At 60.1% G+C, this 11944-nt stretch carries 11 protein-coding genes and 1 other annotated feature; of the genes, 4 read left to right on the top strand and 7 right to left on the bottom strand.

What is annotated here, in order from left to right; all coding sequences use genetic code 11:
- Positions 1-4 precede the first annotated feature (4 nt).
- Both hisG and hisL read right to left on the bottom strand, forming a co-directional pair.
- Positions 5-904 carry an ATP phosphoribosyltransferase gene (hisG, locus tag ASF13_RS05035; protein ID WP_056233224.1) on the bottom strand — a complete coding sequence of 300 codons (900 nt, stop codon included), beginning with the start codon at positions 902-904 and terminating at the stop codon, positions 5-7.
- Positions 905-992: 88 nt separating this feature from the next.
- Positions 993-1115 (bottom strand) — a sequence feature (His leader region).
- Positions 1091-1138, bottom strand: a complete 48-nt coding sequence (hisL, locus tag ASF13_RS24220; RefSeq protein WP_100396937.1) for a his operon leader peptide — start codon at positions 1136-1138, stop codon at positions 1091-1093. (Overlaps the previous feature by 25 nt.)
- 177 nt (positions 1139-1315) lie before the next feature.
- On the opposite strand from hisL, the gene ASF13_RS05030 reads away from it, so the two are divergent.
- Positions 1316-2146, top strand: a complete 831-nt coding sequence (locus ASF13_RS05030) for an SDR family oxidoreductase (RefSeq protein ID WP_056233222.1) — start codon at positions 1316-1318, stop codon at positions 2144-2146.
- Positions 2147-2338: 192 nt separating this feature from the next.
- On the opposite strand, the gene ASF13_RS05025 is transcribed toward ASF13_RS05030, so the two are convergent.
- From ASF13_RS05025 to puuD, 3 genes are read right to left on the bottom strand one after another with little or no spacing between them, the layout of a single operon-like run.
- Positions 2339-3616, bottom strand: coding sequence for an FAD-binding oxidoreductase (locus ASF13_RS05025; protein ID WP_056233220.1), 1278 nt, complete (start codon positions 3614-3616; stop codon positions 2339-2341).
- 46 nt (positions 3617-3662) lie between these two features.
- Positions 3663-4217: an HTH-type transcriptional regulator PuuR gene (gene puuR / locus ASF13_RS05020; RefSeq protein WP_056233218.1), complete on the bottom strand. Its 555-nt coding sequence runs from the start codon at positions 4215-4217 to the stop codon at positions 3663-3665.
- Entirely contained in the window at positions 4214-4975 is a 762-nt protein-coding gene (gene puuD / locus ASF13_RS05015) for a gamma-glutamyl-gamma-aminobutyrate hydrolase (protein WP_056233216.1), read from the bottom strand. Before puuD ends, puuR begins: the two co-directional genes overlap by 4 nt.
- 230 nt (positions 4976-5205) lie before the next feature.
- Here puuD and ASF13_RS05010 point away from each other — a divergent pair, with 230 nt between their 5' ends.
- A complete protein-coding gene (locus ASF13_RS05010; protein WP_056233214.1) occupies positions 5206-6621 on the top strand; it encodes a glutamine synthetase family protein in 1416 nt (471 codons plus the stop codon).
- 478 nt (positions 6622-7099) lie between these two features.
- The gene (locus ASF13_RS05005) at positions 7100-8458 is read left to right on the top strand and encodes an APC family permease (RefSeq protein ID WP_056233212.1); all 1359 of its coding nucleotides are present in this window, start codon (positions 7100-7102) and stop codon (positions 8456-8458) included.
- 505 nt (positions 8459-8963) lie between these two features.
- Here ASF13_RS05005 and sbcB read toward each other — a convergent pair.
- Positions 8964-10391, bottom strand: a complete 1428-nt coding sequence (sbcB, locus tag ASF13_RS05000; RefSeq protein ID WP_056233210.1) for an exodeoxyribonuclease I — start codon at positions 10389-10391, stop codon at positions 8964-8966.
- A gap of 180 nt (positions 10392-10571) precedes the next feature.
- Here sbcB and ASF13_RS04995 point away from each other — a divergent pair, with 180 nt between their 5' ends.
- A complete protein-coding gene (locus tag ASF13_RS04995) occupies positions 10572-11753 on the top strand; it encodes a site-specific integrase (protein ID WP_056233208.1) in 1182 nt (393 codons plus the stop codon).
- On the opposite strand, the gene ASF13_RS04990 is transcribed toward ASF13_RS04995, so the two are convergent.
- Positions 11734-11925, bottom strand: a complete 192-nt coding sequence (locus tag ASF13_RS04990; RefSeq protein WP_056233206.1) for an AlpA family transcriptional regulator — start codon at positions 11923-11925, stop codon at positions 11734-11736. The genes ASF13_RS04995 and ASF13_RS04990 overlap by 20 nt on opposite strands.
- Positions 11926-11944: the final 19 nt, after the last annotated feature.

Raw genomic sequence — 11944 nt, 5'->3', positions numbered from 1 at the left:
CGGCTTACTCCATCATCTTCTCAATCGGCAGCACCAGAATTGAACTGGCACCCAGCGACTTCAGCTTCTCCATGGTCTCCCAGAACAGCGTTTCGCTGCTGACCATGTGCATCGCCACGCGGCTCTTGTCGCCGGCCAGCGGCAGCACGGTAGGGCGTTCGGCGCCCGGCAGCAGGGTGATGATCTCTTCCAGACGGTCGCTCGGCGCGTGCAGCATGATGTACTTCGACTCACGCGCCTGAATCACGCCCTGAATACGGGTCATCATTTTGTCGATCAGTTCCTGCTTGTTGGCCGGCATTTCGCCGTCGCGCTGGATCAGGCAGGCTTTCGAGCGGTAGATCACTTCCACTTCACGCAGGCCGTTGGCCTCCAGCGTGGCACCGGTGGAGACCAGATCGCAGATCGCGTCGGCCAGGCCGGCACGTGGAGCAACTTCAACTGAGCCGTTCAGCAGGCAGGATTTGAAGCTGACGCCTTTCTCATCGAGGTACTTTTTCAGCAGGTGCGGATAAGAGGTGGCGATGCGGGTGTTGTGCAGGCACTCGGGGCCGGTGTATTCGTCATCTACCGACATCGCCAGCGACAGGCGGCAGCCGCCAAAATCAAGGCGGCGCAGGGTGGTGTAACGCGGATCCTCGCCCTGGGAGCGGCGGGTCAGCAGCTCCTCTTCCAGCACGTTCTCACCAATAATACCGAGGTCAACCACGCCGTCCATCACCAGGCCGGGAATATCGTCATCGCGCACCCGCAGAATATCAATCGGCATGTTCTCGGCGAAGGCGATCAGGCGCTGCTGCTGTAAGTTGATTTTGATACCGCAGCGGGCGAGTAATTCGCGTGAATCATCGCTTAAACGGCCTGATTTCTGCATAGCTATGCGTAAACGGGTGTTATCTAACATCGGTTAATCTTCCTTTTCCTGTCTGATCTTGTGGTGTTTGCTTCGCGCTCAACGTCTTGACTCTGCGTTCTGGCGGCGATTTAAATCAAAAAAAAAGCCCCCGGAAGGTGATCTTCCGGGGGCTGAGTTCGCGTTCTGCACCGCTGGAAGATCCTGAACGTCTTCCAGCACACATCGCCTGAAAGACTAGTCAGGGTGATGGTGGTGATGATGGTTAAACTGAACGCGGGTCATAGTAATCTCTTTGCATGAATGTCTATTCATATCGTGACAAATAACCTACCCAGAATAGCGTCCACGCGCAACCCTTTTTTGTTAACGGCGGAAAGATTCTCTCATCAACTGGCGGTTGTCACACGGCGGTGGCTGGCGTAGCCTGAACGGGCAACGGCGAAAATCACAGGAGCCAGGATGAAAAAGGTCGCGATAGTAGGGCTTGGATGGCTGGGCATGCCGCTGGCGTTGTCGCTGACGGCGACGGGCTGGCTGGTGAGCGGCAGCAAAACCACGGCGGACGGCGTGGAGGCGGCACGCATGTGTGGCATTGACGGCTATCAGCTGTCGCTGAACCCGGAGATCGTCTGCGAGGCGGACGATCTGGCGGCGCTGCTCGACGTCGACGCGCTGGTGATTACCCTGCCGGCCAGTCGTACGGCCGCCGGCGGTGAAAACTACCTGCTGGCGGTGCAGCAGCTGGTGGACAGCGCGCTGGCGGCGGGGGTGCCGCACCTGGTGTTTACCAGTTCGACCTCGGTGTACGGCGACCGGCCAGGGCTGACCGATGAAAACAGCCCGTTAACGCCGGTGACGGTGGCCGGGCACACGCTGCAGGATCTGGAGAGCTGGCTGCATCAGCTGCCGAATACCTCCGTCGATATTCTGCGGCTGGCCGGGCTGGTCGGCCCCGCGCGCCATCCGGGGCGCTTCCTCGCCGGCAAAGAGGGGCTGAGCAACGGCGCACAAGGGGTCAACCTGGTGCACCTGGAAGATGTGGTTGAGGCCATCCGCCTGCTGCTGACCACGCCGGGCGACGGGCGCATCTACAACCTCAGCGCGCCGCTACACCCCGCCCGCCAGCAGTTCTACCCGGAAGTGGCCCGTCAGCTGGGGCTGACGCCGCCGACCTTTGTTGCCGATAGCGCCACCCGCAACGGCGGGAAGCTGATCGACGGCAGCAAAATCTGCCGCGAACTGGGCTTCAGCTACCGCTACCCCGATCCGGGGAAAATGCCGCTGGCGTGAAGCGATGATTCAGCACTGCCGCCGGTGGGCACCCTGCCAGCGACGGCAGTGGCCTGAACGTTATCGCGGGCGCCCTGCCAGAGACGGTAGTGGCCTGGATATCATCGCGTGCATCCTGCCACCGACGGCAGTAGCCTGAATGTAATACCGACACGCCCGCTATCGGCCGCATTGACGTTATTGGCGCTCCGTTTACACCCCAAGGCGGTCGCGCAGCGCATACCAGGCCGCGCCAATGGCGGTCAGCGGTACGCGCAGGCGGCGGCCACCGGGGAACGGCAGATGGGGCAGGCCAGCGAAGGCGTCGAAGCGCTCTGCGTCGCCTCTGAGCGCTTCGGCGATCAGCTTGCCGGCCAGGTGGGTAAGGGTAACGCCGTGGCCGCTGTCGCCCTGCATAGCGTAGACGCCGTTCTCCAGCCGGCTGAACTGGGGCATGCGCGACAAGGTCAGCAGGAAGTTGCCGCTCCAGGCGTAATCAAATTTTACGCCGGCCAGCTGCGGGAAGGTTTTCAGCAGCTTCGGCCGGATCAGCGCCGCCACGTCCTGCGGCTCGCGCGCGCCGTACACCACGCCGCCGCCGTAAAGCAGCCGGCGATCGGCGGTCAGGCGGAAGTAGTCCAGCAGATAGTTACAGTCCTCCACGCAGTGATTGTTCGGCAACAACGACAGCGCGAGATCCGCGGAGAGCGGGGCGGTGGTGATAATCTGCGAACCGCAGGGCAGGCTTTTACTGGCCAGCCGTGGCTCAAGGTGCGGTGCCAGATAGGCGTTGCCGGCAAAGATCACAAACCGCGCCCGCACCTCGCCACCGGCGGTGGTGATGCGGTGCGGAGCGCCGTAGGTGACGCCGGTAACGGCAGACTGCTCGTAGATACGCCCGCCGTGGCGGCGAATCGCTTCCGCCTCGCCCAGCGCCAGGTTCAGCGGGTGCAGGTGCGCGCCGCGCAGGTCCAGCAGCCCGCCGACGTAGCGCTCGCTGCCTATTTCACGGCGAATGCCGGTTTGATCCAGCAGCTCCAGATGGTGATTACCGTAGCGCTGCCACACTTTTTGCTGGCTCTCCAGATGCCGCATCTGCCGGGCGCTGAGCGCGGCGAAAATACCGCCTGGGCGGTAGTCGCAGTCGATGGCGTAGCGATCGATGCGGTCGCGGATGATCTCCGCGCCTTCGAACATCATACTGCCCAGCATGCGGGCGCTCTCTTTGCCGTAGCGCTGCTCGATCACGTCGATATCGCGGCTGTAAGAGTTCACCACCTGGCCACCGTTGCGCCCGCTGGCACCAAAACCGACCACCGCCGCTTCCAGCAACACCACGTCGTAACCTGCTTCGGTGAGGAATAACGCCGACGAAAGGCCGGTAAAGCCGCCGCCGATCACGCAGACGTCACACTCAACCTGCCCCTCCAGCCGCGGCCAGCGCGGGTGATCGTTGGCCGTTGCGGCGTAATAACTGTTCACATGCTCCATCACCTGCTCCTTGTTAAGATAACCCGCCTGCCGGCTGGCGGTGCGGTCAGAAAGTGGCCGGCGTATGCGCGCTGATAATGCGGCAATACGTGGCGGATACGTTGCTGAAACTGTGGGGCTGCGCGGTATCAATGACGTAACTCTGCCCGGCGGTGAGCAGATAGCTCTGGCCGTTCAGCGTCAGGGTAATCTCGCCTTCCAGCAGGGTGCCGGTCTCCTCGCCCTGATGGCGCAGCTTCTCGCCGGTGGTCGCCCCCGGCGCATAGGTCTCCAGCAGCATGCCCAGCGTGCGCTGCGGACGGCTGTTGGGGATCAGCCGCAGCGACACCCCCTGGCTGCCCATCTCGATCAGTTCGCTGGCTTCAATCACCACCCTGGGCGGCCGGGAAACGGCATCGGAGAAGAACTCCGACAGAGACATTCCGTACACCTTGAGCAGCTTTTGCAGGGTGCTGACCGCCGGGCTGACTTTGTCCTGCTCAATGGTGCTGATGGCGCTGTGGGTCAGGCCGGCCAGTTCGGCAACCCGGCGTTGCGACAGCCCTTTCTCCTGGCGCAAATCGGCCAGCCGACGGCCGGGTGCAAGTGTGGTATTGGTCATGCGCGGTATTCCTGATGAAAGTGCTGACAGGCGGCGATAAAACCGTCAAACAGGCTGCGTGAAAGCGCCGACTCGCGGCTGTGCCATTCGGGGTGCCACTGCACCGCGAGCGCAAACGGATGCTGACGGTGGCTGACCGCCTCCACCAGACCGTCTGCCGCCCGTGCTTCTGCGCGCAGCTCAGCGGGCAGCGAACGGATCCCCTGCTGGTGCAGCGAGTTCACCGTCTGCGGCGCGGTGTGGCCGAGCAGCGCCTCCAGCACGCCGCCCGGCTCCGGCCAGACGTCGTGCGCCGGGGCATACTGTTGCTCCAGCGGCAGCGACGCGTCTTCACGGTGATCCTGCAGGCCCGGCACCCGCTGCACCTGGCGGTGCAGCGAGCCACCGCAGGCGACGACCAGCTCCTGTAACCCGCGGCAGATGGCGAACAGCGGCATCTTTTGTACCAGTGCAGCGTTGACCAGCGCAAAAGCCAGCCGGTCGCGGCCAGGATCGGCATCGGCCTCTTCGCCCGATTCGCCGTAGTGGTGGGGTTCGATATTGCTCGGGCTGCCGGTCAGTAAGATGCCATCCAGCGCGGACAGCGCGCGGTCTAAAAGGGAAGGAGAGTACAGCCCGTGCGGCAGCGCCAGCGGAACGCCACCGGCCTCCTGCACCGCGTCCAGGTACTTGTTATGTACCATCTGCACCGGGTGGTCATGGCGATCGGCCTGGCACATCACCACGCCAATCAGCGGCCTGTCAAAAATAGTGTCCATCCCACTCCCTGCTGCGTTGTAAAAAATATCAACCGGAATGGCGCGTGAAGCGCCGGACTGTGCAATATATTTTCAATCTAGCAACCGGGTGGTCAATATTCAAACGTGATCGGGCTAAAAAAGTCGCATTCCTGCGCGTTGCGCAGCCTATGCGTAAGCGCTATGTTAAATATGTGGCTGTTATTTTGAGCAGCCTTCCTCTCAGCTGGCACAACCTGACGGGTGGCATTATGACCAATATTGTCGAAGTGGAAGATTTCACGCGTTTAAGTGAAGAGAAACGAACCAGCGCGTTCCAGGCAGAAGTTGCTGGCTACCTGGAACGCTATCCCGAAACCCAGTATGTCGATATCCTGCTCAACGATCTTAACGGCGTGTTTCGCGGTAAACGCCTCCCCATCACCAGCCTGCGTAAGCTTGAGAAGGGCTGCTACTTCCCGGCCTCGGTGTTCGCCATGGACATCCTTGGCAATACCGTTGAAGAGTCCGGGCTCGGGCAGTCGCTCGGTGAACCGGATAACCTCTGCCTGCCGGTCGGCGGCACGCTAATTCCCTCCGCGGCAGACCCGCAGCACCTCGCGCAGCTGTTGCTGACCATGCGTAATCAAGATGGTACTCCCTTTGACGTTGAACCCCGAAACGTGCTCGATGCGCTGTGGCAGCAGCTGCGCAAACGAGGACTCTCTCCGGTGGTAGCGGTAGAGCTGGAGTTCTATCTGGTCGATAAGGAGCGCGATGCGGAAGGGTATATCCAGCCGCCGTGCGCGCCGGGCAGCGACGAGCGCAATCTGCAAAATCAGGTCTATTCAGTCGATAATCTCGATCATTTCGCCGACGTTCTCGGCCAGATAGACACCATCGCCCGTTTGCAAAACATTCCGGCGGACGGCGCGCTGGCCGAAGCGTCACCCGGCCAGTTTGAGGTCAACCTGCACCACACCCGCGACGTGCTCAGCGCCTGCGACGACGCGGTGCAGCTGAAGCGCCTGATCCGCCAGGTGGCGGAACAGCACGGCATGAACGCCACCTTTATGGCAAAACCCTATGAAGAGTTTGCCGGCAGCGGTATGCACGTGCATATCAGCCTGTTTGATGAGGCGCAGCGCAACGTCTTTGCGCTGGAAGACGGGGGAGACTCCCCGCTGTTGAAACGTGCGCTGGCAGGAATGATCGATCTGCTGCCCGCCTCAATGGCGCTGCTGGCCCCCAACGTCAACGCCTACCGGCGTTTTCTGCCGGATTCCTACGTGCCGCTGCAGGCCTCGTGGGGGCACAACAACCGCACCGTGGCGCTGCGCATCCCCTGCAGCGACCGCCATAACCACCGGGTGGAGTATCGGGTGGCCGGCGCGGACGCCAACCCCTATCTGGTGATGGCGGCGATCCTCGCCGGCATCCTGCACGGGCTGGACAACCCGCTGCCGCTGCCGGCGGCGATTACCGGTAACGGCCATGAAGCCGACGGCAGGCCGCTGCCGACCCGCCAGAGCGACGCGCTGGTCGCCTTTGAAGAGAGCCTGGCGCTGCAGAAACAGCTCGGCCAGCGCTTTGCCTTTGTCTGGCACAGCTGTAAGTACCATGAACTGATGCATTTCGAGCGGCTGGTTACCGCCACTGAAATTGACTGGATGCTGAAAAACGCCTGAGGGTAGCGTACGGGTTGCCAGGGCCCGTAAGCCCGAACAGACGCAGGTATCCGCTTTTGTTGTGAATAATTGTTACCGCCCGGCAAAGGGGCTTGCCATCGCGCGCTATTTTGGGGCAAAATATTGCCTCTGCAAAAAGAAGACCATCGCAACCGACGCTGATTTACTCCGGCGGCCGGTTTTTTTTTGTGCAGGAAAACGCAATTTCGCACCAAACGAGGCCGGTTAAATGCCGGATAGATAGTCGCTTTTACATACGCGTAGAGACGTGTTTTTACTGAGGAAACAACAATGGGGCAACACCACCTTACTCCCGTCAGCGCCGGTATCCGCCAGCGCGACGACTACGGCGCCGCGTCAGGTTTCACCTGCACCCCCGCCCGTACTACTCTGACACCTCAAATGAAAAACTCGCGCACTACGCGACGTTTCCCTGTGGTTCAACCCGGCAAGGTTGACGCTATGGGGAGGCTGAGCCATGTCGCTTAATACCTCCGCGCAGCCACGCGCACACCTGAAAAAAACGCTGACGTTGTTGCCTGTCGTAATGATGGGGCTGGCCTATATGCAGCCTATGACATTGTTCGATACTTTTGGCATCGTTTCCGGCCTGACCGATGGTCACGTGGCTACCGCATACGCATTTGCGCTGATTGCTATTCTGTTCACCGCGCTGAGCTACGGCCAGCTGGTGCGTCGCTTCCCGTCCGCGGGTTCGGCGTATACATACGCACAGAAGGCGATCAGCCCCCACGTCGGCTTTATGGTCGGCTGGTCTTCGCTGCTTGATTATCTGTTTATGCCGATGATCAACATTCTGCTGGCGAAGATTTACTGGGAAGCGCTGGTTCCCGGCGTCCCTTCCTGGATCTTTGTGGTTCTGCTGGTCGGCTTTATGACCCTCTCTAACCTGAAGGGCATTAAAACCGTCGCCAACTTTAACAGCGTTATCGTGGTGCTGCAGGTCGCGGTCATGGTCGCCATTATGGCGATGGTGGTCTGGGGCGTAGCGCACGGCGAAGGGGCCGGTACGCTGGTCAGCACTAAGCCGTTCTGGTCGGAGAACGCCCACGTGGTGCCGATGATCACCGGGGCGACGATACTCTGCTTCTCGTTCCTCGGCTTTGACGGCATCAGTTCGCTGTCGGAAGAGACCAAAGACGCTGGACGGGTGATCCCGAAAGCCATCTTCCTCACCGCGCTGATTGGTGGGGTGATCTTTGTGGTGGTCTCCTACTTCCTGCAGCTCTACTTCCCGGATATCTCACGCTTCAAGGATCCGGACGCGTCGCAGCCAGAAATCATGCTCTACGTGGCGGGTAAAGCCTTCCAGTTCGGCATTCTGATCTTCTCCTGCGTCACCGTGCTGGCCTCCGGCATGGCCGCCCACGCGGGCGTTTCGCGTCTGATGTACGTGATGGGCCGTGACGGCGTGTTCCCGGAGCGTTTCTTCGGCTACATTCATCCGAAGTGGCGCACCCCGTCGCTGAACGTGCTGCTGGTGGGTGCGATCGCGCTGCTGTCGATCAGCATGGACCTTGTCACCGCCACCGCGCTGATTAACTTCGGTGCGCTGGTGGCGTTTACCTTCGTTAACCTGTCGGTGATTTCGCAGTTCTGGATCCGTGAAAAGCGTAACAAAACGCTGAAGGACAACGTCACCTTCCTGATCCTGCCGCTGCTCGGTGCGCTGACCGTGGGCGCGCTGTGGGTTAACCTGGAGGAGAGCTCGATGGTGCTCGGCCTGATCTGGGGCGCGGTTGGCCTGATCTACCTGGCCTTTGTCACCCGCAGCTTCCGTAACCCGGTGCCGCAGTGCAGTGAAGATTTGATGTAATCCACTGACTGACTGAATGTTAGTGTTAAGGGCGCCGCTGGCGCCCTTTTTATTTGTGGCTGGTTCGGGTTGCCTGTTAACCGCCTGCCCGTGGTATGCCGCCTGATATCACAGCGCCTTGCTCAGGGAGCCTGTACACTCCGTAAAGACGCAAAAAGCGCCATCCCTGGCGGCTCAGCACGGCCCTCCATGGCCCGTGATGCTTTACTCCATGTACAGGCTCCCTTCGCTTTTTCGTGTTGAGTGGTCTGCGGGTTCTCTTCGCCTGCTGGTACGGAGCATGGCTCAGGGAGCCTGTACACTCCGTAAAGACGCAAAAAGCGCCATCCCTGGCGGCTCAGCACGGGCCCTCCATGGCCCGTGATGCTTTACTCCGTGTACAGGCTCCCATCGCGTCAGGTTCTGTGTCGTCTGCTGGTCATCGGTGGGTTCGGTGAATGACTTCCATCGCTTTAGATGTGGTACGTCCCTGGGAAGGAATTGTCTGCGATCCCGGGGCAGGGCGTCAGGAAACCAGTTCGCGTGCCCAGGCAAACAGCGCTTTCAGCTGGTTGATCTTCGCTTCATCACTTTCATACTGGCCCGCCAGTGTCTCAAGTTCCTGCAGATAATTCTGTACCCGCTCCGGGCTGAGCACTTCGCGGCGGTGCTGCAGCCAGCGCTGCTGCTCGGCGTCGTCCAGCGTGCCGGGGAAGTTGCGCGCGCGGAAGCGGAACAGCAGCTTCTCTATGCGCGCGTCGTTAAAGGTGATATCCAGCGCCGGCAGATGGGCAGGGGGCGTCTGGCGAATAATGTTCATCGCCTGGCGATCGGCATCGCTGAAGAAGCCGTTATACAGCTGCGCATCCACGTCATCTGAAGCGGCAAACGGTTCGGCCTCGGCATACAGCGCCACCACTTTTTCACGGATTTCCGGGTGCTGGCGCAGCAGGGCGAGATTTGCCAGACAGCGCTGACGGTCCACCCCCAGCCGTTCGGCATCTTCCGGGCGCAGGGTATTGGCCGGGGCCACCACCGGGCACTTGTTGATATGCAGCAGCTTCAGCGGCACCGGCGCCAGGTCACCCAGTTCATCACGGCGGGTATACAGCCGTTCACGCAGCTGTGTTGCGTCCAGCTCCAGCAGCGGGGTGAGATCGCCCGCCAGGTCGCAGGTGATCAGCGCGTTGCGGTTATCCGGGTGCCACGCCAGCGGCGCAATCCAGCTGGTGTTGCCGCGCGCCGCGCCGAACATGCCGGAGATATGCACCAGTGGCTTCATCTGCGGAATATCAATCAGCGTGCTGATTTTCTGCTTATTGCGGTGGCTGAACAGGAACTCATACAGCCGCGGCTGCTGCTCCTTGACCAGTTTCGCCATGGCGATGGTCGCCCAGACGTCGGACATCGCGTCGTGCGCGTTCTCATGCGCCACGCCGTTGGCGCGGGTCAGGTGCTCCAGGCGGAAGCTTGGGAAGCCGTCATCGTTTTCCGGCCAGTTGATGCCGTCCGGGCGCAGCGCATAGCAGGCGCGCATCACGTCCAGCAGATCCCAGCGGCTGTTGCCGTGCTGCCAGCTCCAGGCGTACGGATCGTAGAAGTTGCGGTACAGCAGGTTGCGGGTCACTTCGTCGTCGAAGCGCACGTTGTTGTAGCCGACCACGCAGGTATTCGGCTGGCTGAACAGCTGGTGAATGCGCTGGGTAAACTCCGCCTCGCTGACGCCGCGCGCCCGCGCCACCTGTGGGGTGATGCCGGTAATCATCACCGCTTCCGGCTGCGGCAGATAGTCGTCGGCAGGCCGGCAGTAAAACACCTCCGGCTCGCCGATCGGGTTGAAATCCATATCGGTACGGATCGCCGCAAACTGCGCAGGGCGGTCCAGCGACGGACTTTTACCGAAGGTTTCGTAATCATGAAAGAGGAAGGTTGGCTGTTCGGGTTTGTTCTTCAAATTTTAGTTCCGTTCACTTTTGTTTGATAAATCATTCAGTTGCTTGATTTTCAGGTGTGCCTGTAAGGTAATTTACACTGTATATGCTTACAGTTGTTCATTGCTGATCTCGTTTGTACATGTCATGATGTGTACAGAATGGGTACAGAATCCTAAAACCAGTGCGTACAGAATATTATTATGGCTCTCAGTGATACTAAGCTCCGCTCCCTACATGGTAAACCATATTCCGGCAGTCCTGAAGTCGCAGACGGCGATGGCCTCGGCGTGCGTGTTTCACCGAAAGGGGTGATCACCTTCCAGTATCGTTACCGCTGGCAGGGAAAGGCCAGTCGCATCACTCTGGGCAGATATCCCGCCCTCAGTCTGAAGGATGCCCGCACGCTGACCGCTGATCTACGTGTGATGTATGATAGAGACATCGACCCGCGGACGCATTTTGAAAAATCGGCCGGTGAGGCGGTGATGACAGTGGCCGATTGTCTGGACTACTGGAATGAGCATTACGTGACAGTATCGCTCAGACCTGCAACCCAGATACTGTATCAGACCACCCTGATCAGGCTGATGCGTGACGCATTCCCCGGCAGACCTGCAGCAGATGTTTCCGTAAAGCAATGGGTGGATCTGTTCGCCAAAGAGGAGCAGATCAACCCACGTCGGGCCAGGCAGTTGCTGGCGCAGATGCGATCTGCAATCAGCTGGTGTATCCGCCGGCAGGTCATTGAAAGCTGCGCTGTGATGCGTGTATCCCCCCGGGACGTTGGCGTGCGGTCGGAAATCGGTAGCCGCGTACTGACTTACCCGGAACTTGCGCAGATCTGGGTTGCGATTGAGCGTAGCCGGGCCGCCACTTCCAATAAGCTGCTGCACCAGATGCTGATACTGTGGGGCGCGAGGGTTTCAGAACTGCGGCTGGCAGAGCGTAAAGAGTTCGATCTGGAGAGCGGAATCTGGACAGTACCGAAAGAGCACAGCAAAATGGGCAATGTGATCCGCAGGCCTATTTTCAAACAGATTGTGCCTCTCCTCGAAAAAGCGATGCTGACCTACGATCAAATCCTGTTTCCTGGCGCGGAAATCACGCAGCCGATAACTATGGCTGCGGCAAACCGGTACATTCTGAGAATAAGAGAAGGGTTGGAGTTGAGCTACTGGCGGGCGCATGACTTCAGGCGCACCCTGGTCACGCGCTTATCCGAAGAAGGGGTAGCCCCGCACGTCACAGAGAGAATGCTGGGGCATGAGCTGGGTGGAGTGATGTCGGTTTATAACAAACACGACTGGCTGGAGGATCAGCGGCAGGCTTACGAGCTGCACGCTGAGAAGCTGATGTGGCACGTCAGGAAACTTTCGGGTTAATACCTCCATTCAGCAACCACTCATCCACTGCCGCCCGCAGGTAGGCTTTGGGGTGGGTGCGAACCGGCTTGGGAAAGTTGTGATCCCGGCAGTATTTCCACATGGTGGTGCGTGAAGCGATATGCAGCTTGGCCATCACTTCGCTTTCTTTGATCAGGGTAGTATCGGTCATAAGTGCCTCTTTGTTGGGG

This window comes from Erwinia sp. Leaf53 (assembly GCF_001422605.1).
Lineage (GTDB): Bacteria > Pseudomonadota > Gammaproteobacteria > Enterobacterales > Enterobacteriaceae > Erwinia.
The sequence above is the reverse complement of the archived record's forward strand: the minus strand, read 5'-3'. Positions and strand labels throughout refer to the sequence as shown.

Coding starts and splice junctions, on each gene's coding strand:
- puuD (WP_056233216.1), bottom strand. CDS start 4,975: ATGGACACTATTTTTGACAGGCCGCTGATTGGCGTGGTGATGTGCCAG.
- ASF13_RS05005 (WP_056233212.1), top strand. CDS start 7,100: ATGTCGCTTAATACCTCCGCGCAGCCACGCGCACACCTGAAAAAAACG.
- ASF13_RS04990 (WP_056233206.1), bottom strand. CDS start 11,925: ATGACCGATACTACCCTGATCAAAGAAAGCGAAGTGATGGCCAAGCTG.
- puuR (WP_056233218.1), bottom strand. CDS start 4,217: ATGACCAATACCACACTTGCACCCGGCCGTCGGCTGGCCGATTTGCGC.
- ASF13_RS05010 (WP_056233214.1), top strand. CDS start 5,206: ATGACCAATATTGTCGAAGTGGAAGATTTCACGCGTTTAAGTGAAGAG.
- ASF13_RS05025 (WP_056233220.1), bottom strand. CDS start 3,616: ATGGAGCATGTGAACAGTTATTACGCCGCAACGGCCAACGATCACCCG.
- ASF13_RS04995 (WP_056233208.1), top strand. CDS start 10,572: ATGGCTCTCAGTGATACTAAGCTCCGCTCCCTACATGGTAAACCATAT.
- ASF13_RS05030 (WP_056233222.1), top strand. CDS start 1,316: ATGAAAAAGGTCGCGATAGTAGGGCTTGGATGGCTGGGCATGCCGCTG.
- hisG (WP_056233224.1), bottom strand. CDS start 904: ATGTTAGATAACACCCGTTTACGCATAGCTATGCAGAAATCAGGCCGT.